This window comes from Ensifer sp. M14 (genome assembly GCF_003355565.1).
In the GTDB taxonomy this organism is placed as follows: Bacteria; Pseudomonadota; Alphaproteobacteria; order Rhizobiales; family Rhizobiaceae; genus Ensifer.
Genome location: NZ_QJNR01000004.1, coordinates 1237487 through 1256895 on the forward strand (window position 1 = coordinate 1237487; position 19409 = coordinate 1256895).

The 19409-nt window shown below is 62.7% G+C and carries 19 protein-coding genes and 1 tRNA gene; 10 read left to right on the forward strand and 10 right to left on the reverse strand.

Features of this window, described 5'->3' with window-relative positions; all coding sequences use genetic code 11:
• Positions 1-112 precede the first annotated feature (112 nt).
• Positions 113-1147 (reverse strand): aldo/keto reductase, encoded by a 1035-nt coding sequence (locus BLJAPNOD_RS05900; protein WP_115419218.1) that lies wholly within the window; start codon positions 1145-1147, stop codon positions 113-115.
• Positions 1148-1256: 109 nt separating this feature from the next.
• Between BLJAPNOD_RS05900 and BLJAPNOD_RS05905 the strand changes: the two genes are divergently transcribed.
• Positions 1257-2165, forward strand: a complete 909-nt coding sequence (locus BLJAPNOD_RS05905; protein ID WP_115419219.1) for a LysR family transcriptional regulator — start codon at positions 1257-1259, stop codon at positions 2163-2165.
• 21 nt (positions 2166-2186) lie between these two features.
• Here the strand turns inward: BLJAPNOD_RS05905 and BLJAPNOD_RS05910 are convergent, their stop codons facing one another.
• The 4 genes from BLJAPNOD_RS05910 to BLJAPNOD_RS05925 form a co-directional block, all read right to left on the reverse strand.
• Complete coding sequence (locus BLJAPNOD_RS05910; protein ID WP_158556096.1) at positions 2187-3944, reverse strand: GGDEF domain-containing protein; 1758 nt, start codon at positions 3942-3944, stop codon at positions 2187-2189.
• 294 nt (positions 3945-4238) lie between these two features.
• A complete protein-coding gene (locus BLJAPNOD_RS05915; protein WP_115419221.1) occupies positions 4239-5009 on the reverse strand; it encodes a VOC family protein in 771 nt (256 codons plus the stop codon).
• An 80-nt stretch (positions 5010-5089) separates the two neighbouring features.
• Positions 5090-5554: a DUF1579 domain-containing protein gene (locus BLJAPNOD_RS05920; RefSeq protein WP_077500561.1), complete on the reverse strand. Its 465-nt coding sequence runs from the start codon at positions 5552-5554 to the stop codon at positions 5090-5092.
• 121 nt (positions 5555-5675) lie between these two features.
• Complete coding sequence (locus BLJAPNOD_RS05925) at positions 5676-6404, reverse strand: thioredoxin family protein (RefSeq protein ID WP_115419222.1); 729 nt, start codon at positions 6402-6404, stop codon at positions 5676-5678.
• 61 nt (positions 6405-6465) lie between these two features.
• Here BLJAPNOD_RS05925 and BLJAPNOD_RS05930 point away from each other — a divergent pair, with 61 nt between their 5' ends.
• The gene (locus tag BLJAPNOD_RS05930) at positions 6466-6912 is read left to right on the forward strand and encodes a MarR family winged helix-turn-helix transcriptional regulator (protein ID WP_115419223.1); all 447 of its coding nucleotides are present in this window, start codon (positions 6466-6468) and stop codon (positions 6910-6912) included.
• A gap of 116 nt (positions 6913-7028) precedes the next feature.
• Here BLJAPNOD_RS05930 and BLJAPNOD_RS05935 read toward each other — a convergent pair whose 3' ends face one another.
• Positions 7029-7490, reverse strand: coding sequence for a MarR family transcriptional regulator (locus BLJAPNOD_RS05935; RefSeq protein ID WP_115419224.1), 462 nt, complete (start codon positions 7488-7490; stop codon positions 7029-7031).
• A 101-nt stretch (positions 7491-7591) separates the two neighbouring features.
• Between BLJAPNOD_RS05935 and BLJAPNOD_RS05940 the strand changes: the two genes are divergently transcribed.
• Together BLJAPNOD_RS05940 and BLJAPNOD_RS05945 are read left to right on the forward strand one after the other, a co-directional pair.
• The gene (locus BLJAPNOD_RS05940; protein ID WP_077500569.1) at positions 7592-7999 is read left to right on the forward strand and encodes a GFA family protein; all 408 of its coding nucleotides are present in this window, start codon (positions 7592-7594) and stop codon (positions 7997-7999) included.
• 169 nt (positions 8000-8168) lie between these two features.
• Positions 8169-8573 carry a GFA family protein gene (locus BLJAPNOD_RS05945; RefSeq protein ID WP_077500571.1) on the forward strand — a complete coding sequence of 135 codons (405 nt, stop codon included), beginning with the start codon at positions 8169-8171 and terminating at the stop codon, positions 8571-8573.
• A 141-nt stretch (positions 8574-8714) separates the two neighbouring features.
• Here the strand turns inward: BLJAPNOD_RS05945 and BLJAPNOD_RS05950 are convergent, their stop codons facing one another.
• Both BLJAPNOD_RS05950 and ilvD read right to left on the reverse strand, forming a co-directional pair.
• Positions 8715-9143 carry a lipocalin-like domain-containing protein gene (locus tag BLJAPNOD_RS05950; RefSeq protein WP_115419225.1) on the reverse strand — a complete coding sequence of 143 codons (429 nt, stop codon included), beginning with the start codon at positions 9141-9143 and terminating at the stop codon, positions 8715-8717.
• 162 nt (positions 9144-9305) lie between these two features.
• Positions 9306-11144: a dihydroxy-acid dehydratase gene (gene ilvD / locus BLJAPNOD_RS05955; protein ID WP_115419226.1), complete on the reverse strand. Its 1839-nt coding sequence runs from the start codon at positions 11142-11144 to the stop codon at positions 9306-9308.
• Between the two features lie 302 nt (positions 11145-11446).
• Between ilvD and BLJAPNOD_RS05960 the strand changes: the two genes are divergently transcribed.
• The 6 genes from BLJAPNOD_RS05960 (at position 11447) to BLJAPNOD_RS05985 (ending at position 17983) form a co-directional block, all read left to right on the forward strand.
• Positions 11447-11953 carry a hypothetical protein gene (locus tag BLJAPNOD_RS05960; RefSeq protein ID WP_115419227.1) on the forward strand — a complete coding sequence of 169 codons (507 nt, stop codon included), beginning with the start codon at positions 11447-11449 and terminating at the stop codon, positions 11951-11953.
• 11 nt (positions 11954-11964) lie between these two features.
• On the forward strand, positions 11965-12903 hold the full coding sequence (gene dapA / locus BLJAPNOD_RS05965) for a 4-hydroxy-tetrahydrodipicolinate synthase (RefSeq protein ID WP_115419228.1): 939 nt from the start codon (positions 11965-11967) through the stop codon (positions 12901-12903).
• 119 nt (positions 12904-13022) lie between these two features.
• Positions 13023-13205, forward strand: coding sequence for a hypothetical protein (locus tag BLJAPNOD_RS05970; protein WP_115419229.1), 183 nt, complete (start codon positions 13023-13025; stop codon positions 13203-13205).
• A 36-nt stretch (positions 13206-13241) separates the two neighbouring features.
• Positions 13242-13505 carry a hypothetical protein gene (locus BLJAPNOD_RS05975; protein WP_115419230.1) on the forward strand — a complete coding sequence of 88 codons (264 nt, stop codon included), beginning with the start codon at positions 13242-13244 and terminating at the stop codon, positions 13503-13505.
• A 222-nt stretch (positions 13506-13727) separates the two neighbouring features.
• Entirely contained in the window at positions 13728-17006 is a 3279-nt protein-coding gene (locus BLJAPNOD_RS05980) for an adenylate/guanylate cyclase domain-containing protein (RefSeq protein WP_115419231.1), read from the forward strand.
• 299 nt (positions 17007-17305) lie between these two features.
• A complete protein-coding gene (locus BLJAPNOD_RS05985) occupies positions 17306-17983 on the forward strand; it encodes a peroxiredoxin-like family protein (protein WP_115419232.1) in 678 nt (225 codons plus the stop codon).
• Between the two features lie 544 nt (positions 17984-18527).
• Here BLJAPNOD_RS05985 and BLJAPNOD_RS05990 read toward each other — a convergent pair.
• Together BLJAPNOD_RS05990 and cpdR1 are read right to left on the reverse strand one after the other, a co-directional pair.
• A tRNA-Val gene (locus tag BLJAPNOD_RS05990) sits at positions 18528-18602 on the reverse strand.
• A 272-nt stretch (positions 18603-18874) separates the two neighbouring features.
• On the reverse strand, positions 18875-19237 hold the full coding sequence (gene cpdR1, locus BLJAPNOD_RS05995; protein ID WP_025424823.1) for a response regulator CpdR1: 363 nt from the start codon (positions 19235-19237) through the stop codon (positions 18875-18877).
• Between the last annotated feature and the right edge of the window lie 172 nt (positions 19238-19409).

The following is a 19409-nucleotide window of genomic DNA, read 5'->3' on the forward strand; positions in this document are numbered from 1 at the left end:
TGGCAAGTCTGGCGCCGCCATTCCCGGGAAGTTTGTGCAATGCGAAGAGAGAAAGCAAGCGCGAAAGACAGCGCCGGATTTCTCCGGCGCTGTCTTTCGCCAGGGCTGGCGATCACACTGCCGGCGGGTTCAGGCGCGAGAAGCCATCTTGCAGGTGATAGGGGAAGTGCGGGTAGGCGGGTGTCTTGCCGCTGGCCTTGTCCAGCCGGCCGATCTGCTCGGCGGTCAGCGACCAGCCGACAGCACCCAGGTTCTGGCGCAGTTGCTCTTCGTTGCGGGCGCCGATGATGACGCTCGACACCGTCGGGCGCTGCAGCAGCCAGTTGATGGCGATCTGCGGGATGGTCTTGCCGGTCTCTTCGGCCAATTGGTCGAGCACGTCGACGATGTCATAGAGCTTGTCGTCATCGACCGGAGGGCCGAAGGAGGCAGTATCGTGCAGGCGGCTTCCTTCCGGCCAGGGCTGGCCGCGCCGAAGCTTGCCGGTCAGCCGACCCCAGCCGAGCGGGCTCCAGACGAGCGCGCCGACGCCCTGATCGAGCCCAAGCGGCATCAGCTCCCATTCATAGTCGCGCCCGACCAGCGAGTAGTAGACCTGATGGGCGACGTAGCGCGGGTAGCCGTGTTTTTCCGCCGCGGCCAGCGACTTCATCAACTGCCAGCCGGCGAAATTGGAAACGCCGACGTAGCGCAGCTTGCCGGCACGCACCAGCGTATCGAGCGTCGAAAGCACCTCTTCGACCGGCGTACCGGCATCGAAGGCGTGCAGCTGCATCAGGTCGATATAGTCGGTGCCGAGGCGGCGCAGCGCGTCGTCGACGCCCTTGACCAACCGCGAGCGGGAGGACCCGGCGTCGTTCGGGCCGTCGCCCATCGGCAGCGACATCTTGGTGGAGATCAGCACCTCGTCGCGCCGGCCCTTGATTGCCGCGCCGAGCACCTCTTCGGAGGCGCCGTCCGAATAGACGTCTGCCGTGTCGAACAGATTGACGCCGGCCTCGATGCAGATGTCGACGAGACGGCGTGCCTCGGCATTGTCGCTGTTGCCCCAGGCGCTGAAAAGCGGGCCCTTGCCGCCGAACGTACCAGCGCCGAAACTGAGTGCCGGAACCTTCAATCCTGATGAGCCAAGCCGTCTGTATTCCATCATTCGAACTCCTCGTTGCTTTCATGCCTGTCTAGCAAGAGGAAGGTGGTGTCTGCGCCATTTGAGAGGTAGACCATTTGCAGGAACATCATTTGTGAGTTCAAATCACATGTCTCGAAACTCGATCAACCGTTCCGGCGAAATGGCCGTCTTCGTCAGGGCCGTCGAGCTCGGCGGCTTCTCGGCAGCCGCGCGCGAATGCTGCATGACGCCGTCGGCGGTGAGCAAGCTGGTGCAGCGGCTGGAAGACAGGCTTGGCGTGCGGCTGATCAACCGCTCGACGCGGCAATTGCAGCTGACGCCGGAGGGCTGTGCCTTTCACGAGCGGGCGGCCCGCATTCTCGCCGATATCGACGACGCGGAGAGACAGGCAGCCGCCGTTGACGCGCCGGCAGGGCGTGTCCGCATCAATGCCAGCGCGTCCTTTGCCACCCATGTGCTGATGCCGCTGCTGCCGGAATTGCTGAGCGCATACCCGGATCTGTCGGTCGATATCATCCAGACCGATGCCGTCGTCGACCTGATGACGGAGCGCGTCGACATCGCGATCCGCGCGGGGCCGCTCAAGGCCTCCAGCCTGATTGCGCGCAAACTCGGCAGCACGGCGACGATCATTGTCGCAGCGCCCTCTTACATCGCGCGTTGCGGCAGGCCCGAGAACCTTGAAGACTTGCTGAAGCACAACCGCCTGAGCCTCAGCTATAACAGGGCCGTCGAGGGCTGGCCGGTATTGTCCAATGGGCAGACCATATTGGTGCCGCCGAGCGAAAAGGTGCGCGTCAGCGACGGCGAGGGATTGCGCCGGCTGGCGCTGGCCGGCGTCGGACTGGCGAGGATGGCGGCCTTCACGGTTCGGGACGACATCGAAGCCGGCCGGCTGGTGCCGCTTCTCGAGCATCTCAATCCGGGGGACCGAGAAACCTTCCATGCGGTGTTTCAAGGGCAGGGCGGCGCGCTGCCGTCGCGCGTCAGGGTGATGCTCGATTTTCTGGCGGGGCGGGCACGGCTTTCCGGCTGATGACGAGACGGGAGTCCAGGGCTAGCCGCAGACGCGGTTGCGCCCTTCGGATTTTGCCCGGTAGAGCTCGGTGTCGGCGCTTTCGATCAGGCCTTTCCAGCCCGGATTGGCGTCGGCGCCGGCGACGCCGAAGCTTGCGGTGACGCTGAGTTCCCGGCCATCGGCAAGGGTGATCGGCGCGCGCGCCAGGTTCGACCTGATGCGCTCGGCAAGGGCGCGGGCTGCCTCGAGATCGTCGCCAGGGGTAATGACGGCAAACTCCTCGCCGCCAAAACGGGCCACCAGATCAGAGGAGCGCACGGAATAGCGGATGATGCGTGCGGTTTCCTTCAGCACGATGTCGCCGACGAGATGGCCATGGGTGTCGTTGATCTGCTTGAAGTGGTCGATATCCATGAGGATGAGACAGGCGTTCTTGTCGCTGCCTGCCGCGCCCTCGGCGCCGCCGATGAGTTCCAGCGCGCGACGATTGAGCAGGCCGGTCAATTCATCGGTTTCGGCCTGGCGTTCGAGATGCTTCATCAGGAGCGTGCGCTCGTCGAGCCTTAGGCGCAGCACGTCGATCGCATCGAAGAGCCGCCCCATTTCGCCTTCGCCGCCCTTGCCGCTCAATCGGGCGATCGGGCGATCGTTGGCAAGTTCGATGATGCTGTGGCGGGCGAGCAGCAGCGGCTCGAAGACCAGCGAACGTGCGCGACGCATGAGGATGAGAAGGACGATGAACAGGGCGAAGGTTGCCGTGCTGGCGATCGTCAGCTTTATCGAGGCCTGCGTCTTGCTGCTGGCGAGCCTCTCGACAGTCGCATCCATGAAATCGCGGCGAAGGGTTTCGAGCGGCTTCATTTTCGGAACGTAGCGGTCGGTGAACTGCTCGGCCGTCATCGGGTAGTGCCCGGTATGCCGGCCGACCGACACGACGCTGTCGATAATCGCAAAACCTTCGCCGAAGAACTGGTGCTCGATCGCGGCGATATCGGCGATGTTCTTCGGCTTCAGCCCGGGCAACGCGCCCGGCCTGCCGACGACAGACCAGATTTCCTGCAGGCGACCACGGGTTCGCTCGCTGTCGGCGATGTTCCTGGCTTCCAGCGGTTTTCCGACCGCGACCGGAGCCATGAGCTGGGAGGCGAGGCGGCCACCGTCCTCGCGCAGATTGGCCAGCATATGGGCGGCGATGGCGATGCCGGCCAGATTGGGATCGGTGTTGGTCAGGCGCTGGATGTTCCAGTCGAAGGCGGGGCGCATCGCGTCGATCACCGCGAACATGCCTTCGATCGCCAGCTGGATTTCCTTGAGGTCGCGGCGTTCCGGCGGCATGGCGGCGATGCGGTCGATTTCGGCGCGGGCGATGAGAAGGCGGCGCTGGACTTCCGCCAGGATGGGGGAGAGTGCCGCTGCCGGCTCCGACCGACTGCCATCGGTCGCGCCGGCAATGATCTCGGAGAGGGCAGCGTCGCTGCGCGACCTGAACTCGGCAAGGCGTGCCTGAACCGAGCCCGTCGCGACGCCGATGCCCATGACCCCGTTCGACGGTCCGCGCTCGGCCGACAGATAGGTCGCCGTGTCGAGAACACGGCAGAACGCCATGACTTCCACAAGGTTGCGTCGGGCGATAACGAAGTCGGAATAGGATGCGGCAATGATTTCGGTTGCCAGTACACCCGTACAGGCCACCACGATGCCAATCAGCCACTGCAGTTTGCGGCGAAGTAGCTTGGCCGAGCGAATATCCCCCACGCTCTTGCGGCCCTCTAGCTCATTGTCGGTGTGATTGGTCATTTGCGCGAAGTTGGTCCACCAATGCACCGGCAACGTACCGGAGGTCGCGACAATTCGTTGCCGCGGAGAACGAATGCTTTCCGCGATCAGTGATACGTGCCGCAGTACTATCGCATAAGGTGTTAAATATCCTTGAAATGCCCTAAAATACCAGGGGTAAAACTGCAACTGAGGGATGCGCACGGCGCAGGGCATGCGCAGTCGACAGAACTGTGCCTGACGTCCGGCGCCCAGTGCGGTTCGACCTGCCTGAGCCGCATCGGCGGGTGCCAGGCAGATCCGTTTCAATGGCGCTCAGCCTCGCTGGCCGACCAGGGCAAAGAGGGCGCCTTGAGGGTCGAGCGCCTGGACGATCCAGGCCCCGCCCGGCACTTCCATCGGCTCGAGCACGATCTTGCCACCGCCGGATTTGATGCGCTCGATGGCCGTGTCGAGCGCTGGAACGCTGATGTAATAGAGCCAATAAGGGGACGGGATGTCCTTCGGCTTGGTCATCATGCCGCCGGCCTGGGCGCCATAGATGGCAAAGATCTGGTAGGTGCCCATCTCGCCCATATCCATGCCCTGGTCCTTGGTCCAGCCGAAGGCCCCGGCATAGAAGGGGAAGGCCGTGTCGAGGTCCCCGGACATCAGTTCGTGCCAGCCGATCTGGCCGGGCGCCATCGGGTCGACAGCGGGTGGTGGTTCGCCGATGCCGGTGAACAGGGCGAAAACCGCTCCATGAGGGTCGGTGGCGATGGCGAAGCGGCCGATGCCGGGGATGTCGTCGGGCGCGCGGTGGATCTTGCCGCCCTTGGCAGCAACATCCGCGGCCGCGGCATCGACATCGTCGACGCCGATATAGCCGAGCCAGGCGGGCGGCACGTTCATCTCGAGTGCGCCCTCGGGCATGGTCATCAGCCCTGCGACTTGCTGCTCGCCTTTCGTAAACAGGGTATAGCTCACGCCCGGCATGCCGGCGTCGCGGGCGTCCCATCCGACGACATCCTTGTAGAAGGTTTCTGCCGCACTGATGTCGGTCGTCATCAGTTCGTACCAGACGAATTTGCCGTGATGGCCTGCCATCTTCTGTCCTCCGGTTGCAAAGTTGGAAGCCGCGCTGATCGAGGCCAACGCGCGCCGAGTGATATGTTTGAAATTCGCCGTCAGAGGCGGGTGTATTGCGCCGTCATCAGTTCCTTCCAGGTCCCGTCGTCCCTTCTGACATGGGCTGTCAGCAGCCGTAGGGATTGGCCGTGAAGGGTTATTGCGTCGCGATATCTCGCCTGCTTTCCCGGAACATCGAAGTCCGGACCATCGCAATAGAGGGAGAGTGTCCGTCCGTCGGGTTCAAGCTCGCCGTCATAGATCCACATGTGGGTCATCATCGAACCGACCCAGGTCCCAACGAAGCGACCGGTTTCAGGGTTGTAACCGAGGGTCATCAAGCTCTGGCCGAAATTGCCGTCCGGCATCGTGCCGCGCCCTTCGAAGACCGTCCAGAGACCTTCAAGGCTGCGAACATGTTCGGTCCAGGGGGGGCCTTTCACCGGCGCATCGGGTGTGTGCACCTGCCAATCGCCGAGCAATTGCTCAAGCCAGCGATGGGCCTCCTGCGGCTCCGCTTTCATCGATGTTTCCCTTCCGAGGGCGGCTTGCCATTCGATCTGAGATGCACGTCAAGGGTACAGGCGAGTAGAAACGCACGCGAAGAGGAAAGGTTCCATCGCCGGGTGCGTTGCTATCGGAGGCTCAGCCGGCCTTGCGTCGAGGGGCATCTTCATATTCGTCGTGGCGACGCACGAAACCCTGTGTGCCCTCTTCATTTCGCCCCTTCGGCGCGCGGTCGAGAAGCATCAGCGTGCCGACCATTTCCTCAAGCCCGCGGGCATAGGTGGAATAGGTGTGGTAGACGGCGCCGTCGTCGGCCTTCTGGAAGGCGCTGAGGCCAGGCAGTTCCTCGTGCGCATTGGCACTTTCGGTCTCGGTGAAGTTGTAGACGACCTTGCCTTCAGCGAGTTCGGCCTGAGTGAACGCGACGTGAAAGTCGCTGTTGAAGCCGTTGCCCTCGGCCGAAACCCAGGGAAAGTGCCAGCCCATGCGTTTCTTGTAGGCCTCGAGCTTGGAAAGCGGCGCATTGGACGCGGCGATCAAGGTGACGTCGTGGTGATTGAGGTGCGGCAGCATGCCGTCGAAATGATCGACGAGGAACGAGCAGCCGGGGCATCCTGCTTCCCAGGTCGGGCCGAACATGAAGTGGTAGACGACAAGCTGGCTGCGTCCGTCGAAGAGATCGGCCAGGGATTTCTGACCGTTCGGCGTATCGAAGATGTAGGATTTTTCCATCTTCACCCAAGGCAAGGCGCGGCGCGCTTCGTTGACCTTGTCCCTCAGGTGGGTGTGCTCTTTTTCCAGATCCAGCAGGCTTTTTCGCGCTTCAAGCCATTCCTGTGGCGATACGACTGCATGCTCCTGTCTCATGCCCGTTCCTCCTTCCAACGTTGCACTTGACTAATTACGTTGATATCAACATTAATCAATCATGTCAAAATCGCCGACCAATCCGTTCGAGACCACATTGTTCGTAAAGGACACCTGCCTGTGCCTGCACGTCCAGCGCGCGGCCCGTGCGATCGCCCGTCAGTTCGATGAGGCGTTGCGACCGCTTGACATCACCAACGGGCAGTTTTCCCTGCTGATGTCGCTCAATCGCCCGGTGCCGCCGAACATGCGTGCCGTGGCTTCGCTGCTTGCCATGGACCGGACGACGCTCACGGCGGCGCTGAAGCCGCTGGAACGACGCGGGCTCGTCGAGATTTTCGCCGACGAGGACGACCGGCGGTCGCGCAGGCTGCGGTTGACGCCGGAGGGCGAGCGGCTGCTGGGGCGGGCCGTTCCGATCTGGAAGGCAATCCACGAGGTCGTCGACGAGAGGCTTGGCGAGGGCGGGCCGGAGCGTTTGCGCGCCGATCTTCTGCAGTTTTCTTAAAGCCGGGCCAGCGCTCTGGAGTGTTTCCGATTGAGACGGAATCGTGGAGGCGCGTTATCTCTTTGCTTTACGCATTTCCTGACGGAAAACCGCTTCGAACTTTTCCTGGGAATGCTCTAAGCCGTCGCCGGGCGATCCCGCAGCAGGGCGATGGCGTCGGCGATCAATGCGGATGCCTGCTGCAGCCGCTCCTCGCCGAGCTCCGCGCCGAAGGCATCGGCCCAGACGGCCTGCCTCGCCTTGATTTCATCCAGCACCTCTTCGCCGCGCGGCGTCGGCATCATCAGCTTGGCACGCTGATGCGCCGGATTGTCGCCGTAGGCGATCAGTCCCTCTCCTTCGAGCAGATCGGCGATGCGCTGCACGCCCTGACGGGCAAGGCCAAGCGCACGCGCGGCATCGGCAACCGACATCGGCGCGTGATTTGCGGCCGCCAGTACCTGCCAGCGCGCGCTGCTCTGGCCTGAGGGTTTGGCGAGCACGTCGCCTGCTGCCGTCAATGGACCGGTCAGGCGAAGCACCGAGATGGCGAACTCGGCGAAGGCGTGGCCGGCGGGGGTGCGGACGGGGTCATTCATGTTGACAGTAACTACCATTGTGCGATGGTGGATAATGACAGCATGTTGTCATGATGGCGCACTCGTCGCAAGCGTTTTGATCGTACGAAAAGGAAACGGGAATGGCAAAACGAACCTACAAAGGCAGTTGCCACTGCGGCGTGGTGCGTTACGAGGCCGATTTCGACCTCGACGCCGGAACGACCAAGTGCAACTGTTCGCTCTGTGCCAAGGTGCGGTATTGGGGCGTGCAGGTCCAGCCCGGAGATTTTCGGCTTCTATGCGATGAGGCCGATATCGGCGACTACCAGTTCGGCGCCAAGGTCGGTCATCACCGCTTCTGCCGAGCCTGCGGCATCGTGCCGTTCACTCATGGCTACGTCGAGGAACTGGGTGGGGCCTATTACTCCGTCAATCTCGCCTGCGTCGACGACCTCGACCCTTCGGCGCTCGCCGACGCCTCGGTCTACTATATGGACGGACGCAGCGACAACTGGGCCAATGCCCCTGCAGAAGTCAGACACCTTTAGGCAGGTGCGCTATCCGGATGCGGCGCCCGCTGGCGCCCGTTTCCCGAAGCCTGGTCGCCAAATTATTTGACAATATGTTGTCGTTATGCGAAAAGTGAAATTGACAATAAGTTGTCAACATTGTTGCGCTCAGCGCGCGTAGTCTGGTCTTCAATTGGGAGTGACGGTGATGAAACTGACCTATCGGGGAAGCTGCCATTGCGGAAAGATCCGCTATGAGGCCGACATCGATCTCGACGCCGGTACCGGCAAGTGCAATTGCTCGATCTGCTGGAAAAAGCGTTATTGGGGCGCGATCGTCAAACCGGATGCGTTCCGACTGCAGGCAGAGGAAGTCGATATCGCCGACTACCAGTTCGGAAGCATGAGCGGGCATCATCGCTTCTGCAAGACCTGCGGCATTGCCGCCTTTGGCCATGGCTATATCGAAGAGATCGGCGGCGCCTACTACTCCGTCAATCTGGCCGCCCTCGACGATCTCGATCCGGCGGTGCTGGCAGAGGCGCCGGTTCAATACATGGACGGCCGCAACAACAACTGGTTCCACCCGCCGGCCGAAACGCGGCATCTCTAGAGAATTTCCCGGAAAAGTGCGAAGCGGTTTTCCGGCAGAAGATGCGAGGAAACAAGGAGATAGCGTGCTTCTGTGCCTCCGTCTGAACCGAAAGCGCTGTAGGACAGGTCCTCAGGCATCGGCGAGGCGCGGCGGCAAGTTTCAAACCTTTCGGAACTCGAGGTGATATGTGACCTCTTCGCCGGTTGTCGGATCGACGCCCGGCGCGCTGTGGATTACCAGCCGCTCGCCATCCAGAATATAGGGACGGATCAGGTCCGAAGTGCCCCAGATCGGATTCCAGCTCGCATCGACATGATGGATGACCTTGCCGTCGTCAAGCGTATAGGAGCCGGCATAGGCGAGCATCGAATCGAACAGCGCCACCTTTTCCTCGTCGGTGGGTGCCGTGCCCTTTGGTGCGGGTCGGTGACGCTCGACCACCACCGCAGTCATGCGGCCATCGGGCTGGTAGGAGAGATAGCCGATAGGGTCTGGCCCCATGGCATCGGTGACTTCGCCCGATACCACCGCCTTGCGGGTCCAGGAGAGCATTTTCCAGGTGCCGAGCAGGTCCGCTGCGTTTGTCATCGTTCACCCCGATAAAATTAGATAAATCTAAAATAGCAGGTGAATCGCGTGCGGAACAGGCGGGCTGAGCTTGGTAACGGCGTGTGTGGTCGTGAGCGGTGCCACCCGCATAAAAAAGGCCCCCGCGAGCGGGAGCCCTTCGTCTCTTAAATCGTCGTCCGTTCAGAGATCGCCGAGATCGCGAACTGCACCGCGGTCTGCGGACGTGGCAAAAGCAGCGTAGGCCTTGAGTGCTGTCGTCACCTTGCGCTTGCGGATTTCGGTCGGCTTCCAGCCCTTGGCGTCCTGCTCGGCGCGGCGGCTGCTGAGTTCCTCCTCGTCGACGCGCAGGCTGATCGTGCGGTTCGGGATGTCGATGTCAATCATGTCGCCTTCGCGCACCAGGCCGATCGTGCCGCCCTTTGCTGCTTCCGGCGAGACGTGGCCGATCGAAAGGCCCGAGGTGCCGCCCGAGAAGCGGCCGTCGGTGATCAGGGCGCAGGCCTTGCCAAGGCCCTTCGACTTCAGATAGCTCGTCGGATAGAGCATTTCCTGCATGCCAGGGCCACCCTTCGGCCCCTCATAGCGAATGACGACGACGTCGCCGGCCTTGACCTCGTTGGCAAGGATCGCCTTGACCGACGAGTCCTGGCTTTCGAAAACGCGTGCCGGGCCGGAGAACTTCAGGATGCTTTCGTCGACGCCGGCGGTCTTCACGATGCAGCCGTCGAGCGCGATGTTGCCCTTGAGGACTGCAAGGCCGCCGTCCTTGGAGAAGGGATGTTCGACCGAGCGGATGACGCCCTTTTCGCGGTCGGTGTCGAGTTCGTCCCAGCGGGCTGCCTGGCTGAAGGCGACCTGGGTCGGAACCCCGCCGGGAGCCGCACGGAAGAAGTTGCGAACGGTTTCGCTCGTCGTGCGGGTGATGTCCCAACGGTCGATGGCGTGGCCGAGGGTTTCGCTATGCACGGTCGGGCAATCGCGGTTGATCAGGCCACCCTTTTCGAGTTCGCCGAGGATCGACATGATGCCGCCGGCACGATGCACGTCTTCCATGTGCACGTCGCTCTTGGCGGGTGCCACCTTCGACAGGCAGGGAACCTTGCGCGACAGCCGGTCGATGTCGGCCATGGTGAAATCCACCTCGCCCTCATGAGCGGCGGCGAGAATGTGCAGAACGGTGTTGGTCGAGCCGCCCATGGCGATGTCGAGTGCCATGGCATTCTCAAACGCCTGCTTCGAGGCGACGTTGCGCGGCAGCACACTTTCGTCGTCCTGTTCATAGTGGCGCCGCGTGATGTCGACGATGAGGTGGCCGGCTTCGACGAAGAGGCGCTTGCGATCGGCGTGGGTGGCGAGGGTCGAGCCGTTGCCCGGCAGCGACAGGCCGAGCGCTTCCGTCAGACAGTTCATCGAGTTGGCGGTGAACATGCCGGAACAGGAGCCGCAGGTCGGGCAAGCGGAGCGCTCGATGACCTGGACGTCCTCGTCGGAGATGTTGTCGTCGGCGGCAGCGACCATGGCATCGACCAGGTCGAGCGCATGGGTCTTGCCGTGCATGACAACCTTGCCCGCTTCCATCGGGCCGCCGGATACGAAGACGGCCGGGATGTTGAGGCGCAGTGCCGCCATCAGCATGCCGGGGGTGATCTTGTCGCAGTTGGAGATGCAGACCATGGCGTCGGCGCAGTGGGCATTGACCATGTATTCGACCGAGTCGGCGATGATCTCGCGCGACGGCAGCGAATAGAGCATGCCGTCATGGCCCATGGCGATGCCGTCATCAACGGCGATCGTGTTGAATTCCTTGGCGACGCCGCCGGCCGCCTCGATTTCGCGGGCGACGAGCTGGCCGAGGTCCTTGAGGTGCACGTGGCCAGGCACAAACTGCGTGAACGAGTTGACCACCGCGATAATCGGCTTGCCGAAGTCGCCATCCTTCATGCCCGTCGCGCGCCAAAGGCCGCGGGCGCCGGCCATGTTGCGGCCGTGGGTGGTGGTGCGGGAGCGATAGGCAGGCATGGACGTTTTCCTTCAAGGACGAAATGTCATTGGCTGATATGGCGATCACCGACCGCCAGTGCAGGGGCTACCTAGCGCAAAATTGCGTGCACGTCATCTTTTGCGTCAGATTATTTCGACGCGTCACGGCACGCACTTCGGCCGGATATCGCCCCCTCGCGCCAGTCTAGCGCCGCGGCTTTGACTTGGACACCCGGCATGCAACCGCCCTTATGGAAATCTTATGTCGGCCGATGCAAGTCGCAATCGAAACCGGACGCGGGGCGGAGGTAGCGTTTGCTCATCGACAACGGGTGAGCACCATGACCCTTCACGATTTCAGCTTTCGCCATCGTTCCCGCACACCGGATCACCACCCCGGCATCGGCCCCTTCACGGAGCCGGACCACACCGAAGGCGCCCCGGATGCCTTGAGGCACCTGCTCGTGCGTATTTCGGCGGTCCGCCGCCTGCGTGAACATCACGTTTGGGAGGCCGTTCGGCTGCTCCGCGACATGCCTGGCCTGGTCGCCGAAGACTGGCCGTCGCGCCGGTTCCGAGAGTTCATGGCCGCCGACGCATTGGTCGACGCCGTGATCCACCTGACGACGGCGACCAAAGCCAAGCTCTGCCTGCGTACCCTCAGCCATGAGTGCGGAGTGTGGACCTGCGCCCTTCGCTACGCGCCTCAAGGTGCTGGCCGTGTCACATTCAAGGCGCGCCACGCCGATCTGGCGTCGGCGATCCTATCGGCCTTCCTGCAATGCTGCCGCGTCCATGGGCTTGTCATCAGAAGCGATGGCACCCGCAGCAGTCATCTTCCAACCTGAAGGATATTTCCATGAGCGATCATTCGCTTCGCCTCGAAGGGGCGATCACGGCGCTGGTCACGCCATTCAAAGACGGCAAGGTCGATACCATCGGCCTGATGTCGCTCGTCGAATGGCAGATCCGCCACGGCATTTCAGGCATCGTCGCCTGCGGAACGACAGGAGAAGCGGCGACGCTTTCGCGCGCTGAGCGTTCGATGGTCATCGAACGATGCGTCGAGGTTGCGGATAGAAAGATCACAGTTATCGCCGGCACCGGCACCAACTGCACGCAGACGACGATCGAGCAGACCGCACAGGCCAAGGCGCTCGGCGCCGATGCCGCGCTCATCGTTGCGCCCTACTACAGCAAACCCTCCCAGGAAGGGATCTATCGCCACTATGAGGCCGTGGTCCGGGCGGTCGATCTGCCTGTCATCGTCTACAACGTGCCCTCGCGCACCGGTGTCGACGTCGCGCCGCGCACGCTTGAGCGATTGGCGCAACTGCCCGGTATCGTCGGCGTCAAGGACGCGACCGGAGACATCGGTCGCTTCCTTGCGTCATCGCCAGCGGTCAAGGCGCGGCTCTGCCAATTCTCCGGCAACGACCAGACGGCGCTGCCGTTCAACCTTTGCGGCGGGCAGGGGACGATCTCGGTGGCGGCAAATGTCGTGCCGCGGCTGATGGTTTCGCTGCACCATGCGATCGCAACCGGCAACGCCCAGGCGGCCGTCGCCATTCATCAACGGCTCCAGCCGTTGTTCACCGCGCTTGAACGCGAAACCAATCCGGGCCCGATCAAGTACGCCCTGCATCTGGCGCGGGGCTTCAGCCCCGAAGTGCGGCTGCCGCTGACGACGGTGTCGCCGGAAACGGCGGCGGAAATCCGTTCGGCGCTCGAACCGTTGATCGAGGCGCCCCGCGGCCAGCACCTCAGCCCCCGCTTGCCCCTGGCGCTTGCGAGCTGAGACCACGTCGCGACGATCGATCGGGCAGTTCCATGTCATCGCAAATTGGACGGCTCTTACCGTTGTGCACGGCCGGATCGGCCCGCCCTTCGCATCAAATACCTCAAAGGAGACAGACCATGTCACGCTTTCCCCATCTGGCCGCGCAGGCGGAACAACGACGCCGGTTGCAGGAGATCGAGACCCATCCAGCCGACAACAGTGTCGTTCGCGATGCCTTCCTCGGGATCGGCATCCGCCTCGGCATCGTGCTCGGGCTCGCCTACGGTATCCAGACCGTCATCCCCTGGCTTGCCGGCTGAGCCGCCGCGCTCTTCATCAACGAGGTAAATTCGATCATGGGCAGTATGCAGCAGCAGGTGCGACGCGGCTTTTCGGCGCGCGCGCGTTTCGTCGTCGGGCGCGACAACCACGGGTGGTGGGTTGTCTCCGACCGCAAGGGACTGGTCGGAGGGCTCTTCACCAACGAGGCGGCGGCGATCCATTTCGCGGTGGAAGCAAGCGATCGGCACCCCGAAGACGTGTGCCGGGCACCGGACGGTGCGGCCATTGATCTCGGGGCATTTGCGAGCAGGCCGACTTCGCGCCGCACCCACTCCTGATTTCAACGCCATCGCTCCCGTCGGTCGAGGCGTCCGCCTGGCCGACGGGTGAGTGCAGAACGGCGCCATGGCGCGTCCTGTTCGGATCCTGTCAGACCTTGATATCTTCATGTTAGCGATTGCTTGCAAACCCGCGCCCACGGGTTCATTGTTTTGCGTTGACTGAGTGCAAATGGCTCTGGATAGCCTGCGGCGCGGGGCCTCTTCGAAGGTTCGCTATTGATGAAGTGTCACGAGTGCGGTTGCGAGATCGAGGGGCGTTTTTCGTTTTGCCCGAGCTGCGGGGCCAGACAGCTAAGCCCATGTCCGGGCTGCGGTGCAGACTGCCTGCCCGGTTTCGCCTTCTGCCCGAATTGCGGGATGCCGTTGGACAAGCCGGTGGCCGTAAAGGTCCTGGTTTCGGGGCAGGTCGCCGTCATGCCGCTGCCGAGGGCGGTACGGGGTCAATCCCCATCGGTATCGAGCGACAACGAAAATGCCGACCGTCGCACGGCGACCATCCTTTTTGCCGATTTGTGCGGTTTCACCGGCCTTGGCGAGTATGTGGATCCGGAGATCCTGCAGACCTTTCAGAATGAACTTTTTGCGGAGTTGACCGAAGCGGTCGAAACCTATGGCGGCTTCGTCGACAAATTCATCGGCGATGCCTTGCTGGCGCTTTTTGGCGCCCCGGTGGCGCATGAGGACGATGCCGAGCGCGCCCTTCGCGCTGCGATCGACATGATCGCGCGGGCAAACCTGATCGGTGAACGCTGGGAGGATCGCATCGGCGCGCCGGTGAACCTGCACATCGGCTTGAATACCGGCACCGTTGTCGCCGGTGCCCTGGGAGCTGGAGACAGCAAATCCTATTCGGTCACGGGGGATGCCGTGAACACCGCCCAGCGCCTGCAGTCCATGGCGGGACCAGGCGAGATTCTCGTAGGCCCCGTCACCTATCGCGTGACCCGGCATGCTTTTGCCTATGAGGCGCTGGGTGCAACCGCCTTGCGCGGCAAAGCCGGCATTGTCGAGGTCTACCGGCTGATAAAGGTGCTTGACGCCCCTGGTGCCGCCCGCGGCCTGGAGGCGTTGGGCCTGACGGCACCGCTGGTCGGGCGCGACGCGGAAATGAAGCGGCTGCTCGATTGCCTGGAGCTTGCCTGTGACGGAGCGGCACAACTGGTGCGGCTGTCCGGCGAGGCGGGGATGGGAAAATCGCGGCTCGTCCATACATTTCTCGGGCTGGTCGCCGTCGACCCGCGCTTCGGGCATGTCGTCGTTCGTCGGGCAAGCTCATCTCCGCTTGGAGAGCCATCCTACGGCGTCCTGGCATCTGTGTTGCGCGGCGCCTATGGCATCTCGACCCTTGATACCCTGGAACGCACCACCGAGTTGCTGACAGCGGGGCTGGCCGAGATCGGCTTTGCGCCCGAAAAACTTGAACAGCTCCTCCCGCTCTTCCTGCGCATCCTGGGAATGGGGACGCAGGACGAAAGCTTGCGCCATGTCGAGCCGGAACAGATGCGTCGCCAGCTCTTTGCAGCGGTGCGCGCCATCTTCGAGCGACGTCTGTCGCGAACGCCGCTGCTGCTGGTGATCGAGGATCTGCATTGGGCCGATGCCGCGTCCCTCGATGCCATCGCCTTTATCCTCGATCGGATGGAGGGCAGTCCATTGATGATGCTGACGACGGAGCGTCCCGAGACGGCGGTCGACCGGCTGAGACCTGGCCGAACGAGCCTGACGGCGTTGCGGCTTGCGCCGCTCACCGATGCCGAAGGGCACAGGCTGCTGTCCGCCTTCTTCGGTGCCGATGGTCTGCACCGCGGGTTGGCCGGCCGCATACTGGCGCGCGCCGGCGGGAACCCGCTGTTCGTCGAGGAAATCGTGCGCGGCCTGATCGAAGTCGATGCTCTCAAGCACTTCGGTGCCGCCTGGCGCGTGGTCGAGCGCGAGGCGACCGTCGATATTCCGGTGACCATCGAAGCCATGCTGCTCGGCAGGGTCGACCGGCTGCAGCCGCAGTCGCGCAGGCTGCTTCATCATGCGGCGGTCATCGGCCCACGGTTTGATGTCGAACTGCTGCGGGTTGTCGCTGGCGACGAACCGACGATCGATGCCGCGCTGGATATCCTGTGCGATGCCGAGATTATCGAGGAGACGCGAGAGGGCCGCCTGCAGGGCGCGCAGACCTATCGCTTCACCCAGACGCTGTTGCAGGAGGTCGTCTACAACAACCTGCTTCTACGACGACGTGCGGAGATACACGCCGTCGTCGCCGACCGGCTCGAGCGCCGCTATGGAGCGCAGACCACGAGACTGGAGGAAATGGCGCTGCTTGGCCACCACTTCAGCCAGTCGGAGGATAAGTCGAAAGGCGCACGCTATCTCATGGCGGCGGGAGAACGTGCGCAGGCGATCTATGCGAACGACGATGCTATCCGGTTCTACAAACAGGCGATGGCCGCCTGGGCGGAGGCCGGCGAGGAGGGAGCCGAATGGCTTGCCGCCCGCGAGCGGGTTGCCGACCTGCTCGGGCCTTCGGGGCAGCGCGATACGGCTGCGGGGCACTACGCGTCCCTCCTCGACGTCTATCGCGCCACCGACGATCGGATCTCCGCGGCCCGCATCCAGCGCAAGTTCGGACATCTGCTGTGGGAGGCAGCCCGACGCGACGAGGCACTGGCGGCCTTCGCGAACGCGGCCCAGCTTCTGCAAGACGCGGATGCGCCGATCGAAAGCGCCCATCTCTCCCAGGAGCGGGGCCACCTTGCCTTTCGCATGGGCAACTATGCCGACGCGATTGTCTGGGCCGACGACGCCTTGAAACGCATCAGCGGTCTGATGCCGCAAGCTCTGCAGGCGCGGCGCGAAATGGACCGGGTGACGGCAGAAGCCCTCAATACCAAGGGCGTGGCGTTGGCGCGCCTTAACCGCGGCTCCGAGGCAATCGCAACGATCGAGCGTAGCGTCGCCGTCGCGGAGGCTGCCGATCTGCTCAATGCGGCCTGCCGCGGCTACACCAATCTTGCCGTTCTCTACACGATCATCGAGCCGCGCAGGGCCATCGAAGTCTGCAAGTTCGGCTTCGACATGGCGCACCGTATCGGCGACCTTGGCTTCCAGGCGCGGCTGCTTTCCAATTTGGCCGTGGCCTATTGCACCTTCACCGACCGCTGTGCGGCCGACGGCATTCCGGCTGCCGAACGGGCGATCGCGATCGACCGTGAGCTCGATCAGCGCGATCATCTGCCGGTGTCGTTGCTGGTGCTGGGACAGATCGACCAGTGCCACGGGCGCCCTGATGTCGCGCGGCGTCTCTACGAGGAGGCTCTCGAGCTCGCGTTCGAAACCCGAGAGGCGCAGCTGTTGTTTCCGTGCTATGATGGCTTGGCGACACTCTGCCTTGATGCGGGTGACCTCGACGGTGCGGAAAGGCACTTTGCTTCGGCTCGCGACATATGCACACGGCACGGTCTCGATCCCGAAGCGCTGATGATATTGCCGTTCCTCGATTGAAGCATGTCGCGCAAAAGTGTGCCGCGGTTTTGCGACAACGACATGCGCGAAAACAAGAAATTAAAGCGCAGCAAGCGAATCTGAACGATCGCGATGCGCTTTAGGGCGCTGCAGGGCAGGTCCCTCGAAGGTACGTAAGACGATCCGGATTGAACGATCGGGCGCCAATGGGTGTCCGAAATACAAATCTGTGTCGCCAATTCGGTTCTGCGTCAGACGCGACGGTCGCGTTCGTCCCATCGTTCGGCACGTCCGCCCCGCATCTCCGCAACCCACGATCGGTACGAGGAGAAGAGATCATGATTGAACACCACAATGGACCGCTACAGCCGGGCGATCGGGCGCCGAACGTGGTCCTTGACGCCATCACCCAGGACGGCCAGATTTCCATCGACGATTTTCGCGGACGCAAGCCGGTCCTGGTCGGCCTGTTCCGTGGTCTGCATTGCCCCTTCTGCCGGCGGCAGATCGCTGCGATGGCGCAACTCGACGGGGCGTTGCGCGAAAAAGGCATCGAGAGCCTGACAGTCGTCAACACGCCGATCGACCGGGCACGGCTCTATTTCCGCTACCATCCACTGCCGAATCTGCTGGCGGCTTCCGATCCGGAGCGGGTTTCGCATCGCGCGTTCGGCTTGCCCAATCTTCAGTTCACCGAGGATGAGGACGAATGGCCCCACAAGCTCGCCAAGAAAACCGCCATGGCGATGTTGATCGATATGCCCGGCGCGTTGCCGACCGCGATGGATCCTTGGGCAGCCTCGGCCTTTCTCGATAAGGCGGACGGCTATGAAATCATGCAGGACGACGAACGTATGATCGCCGCCGGCGAGGGCCAACTCGTCGGCGAGTTCCTGCTCGACCGGGATGGAATCGTGCGCTGGAGCTTTACCGAGGCCACGGCCGACGGGCACAACATGTTCGGCATGCCGCGCCGCGAGGAGCTGATGTCGGCCGCCTCCAACGTCGCCCATTGACGGCGGCCGTTTCGCCCCTCTGCCGTTCACGCCTTTAAAACAACATGGTCTCGGAGGCCGAACGTCTTCCGGGGCTGCCGGTCGCGTCGGGACCGGCGTCAGCCGAAGGAGGCAACCGCCTCCTCGATCAGTGCGACGGGATCGGGGCGTGCGAGGCCAGTGACGCGTGGCTCGCGTCGAGCGTGATCGTCTTTTTCGCCTTGATGCGCTCGCTTCCTGTCGGACGGATGCTTTCAGATCGCGTATGCAAAACAGGGCGGCAACGCTGACCGATCCATGAGCCGCCTTGAACATTGCTGGCGAGAGTGAGGCGTTGTCGCCCACCAGCGAGGTTCTCGCTCGGTGCCGCGCACAACGGCGCCCTTACAGCGAGCCGGCTTCTGTACTTGCCGTGTGCTTTCGATTTTTCGACGGGCTCAGTTGCCGCATGGCGACGGGATAAGGGCAGGAGGCTCGTTGCGGGCGACGATTAATCGCCTTTACGGCGTTTCACATTTTGTCTGTTGAAGGGTTCTGGCGATGGGGACGTTCGCCTGAGTAAGGATGGTGGGCGTGACAGGGATTGAACCTGTGACCCCTACGATGTCAACGTAGTGCTCTCCCGCTGAGCTACACGCCCATCCGATGAGGCGCATAGACCATAGAACCCGCTGTCGCGTCAATAGGGTTTTTGCAGGTTTTTTGACAGAAATTTTGCATGGCGTTTTCGGCCGCTACACGCAGCCTTTGGCCGCCCGCTGGAAGTCCCGGATTTCCGGGCTTTGCGCGTAAGTCACTGAAATAAAAAGACCGCCGAAGATCCCTGTGGATCTCGGCGGTCGATCTGAAATCCGCGCCAGTCCGTTTCGAACATCGCGAACGGCAGCGGCGGTTGTGGAAAAATGTCTGGCCTCAGGCGGCCAGCATCTTGTTGACCTCGTCAACGAGGTCGCGGAGGTGGAAAGGCTTCGACAGGACCTTGGCATCCTTCGGGGCTTTCGAATCCGGGTTCAGCGCCACCGCTGCAAAGCCGGTGATGAACATCACCTTGAGGTCCGGATCGAGTTCGGTCGCCCGGCGGGCAAGCTCGATGCCGTCCATCTCCGGCATGACGATGTCGGTCAGGAGAAGCGAGAAGGGCTCTTCGCGAAGGCGATCGTAGGCGCTGGCGCCGTTGTCATAGGACATGACCTTGTAGCCAGCCTTTTCGAGCGCCTTCACCAGGAAGCGGCGCATATCGTTGTCGTCTTCGGCAAGAAGGATTTTCACAGTCATGAACTCGGCCGTTGCTTCTGTTTATTCATTGCGGATGGATTGCGGCGTTCTATCCAAGCCGCAACGGGGTAAATATCTCGTGAACGCGGCGCGTCAACTCCCGAGAAACCGGAGTGGGCGCACTATGGACACAGAGCCGGCCAACTGGCAACATGATGATAACAGCAAGAAC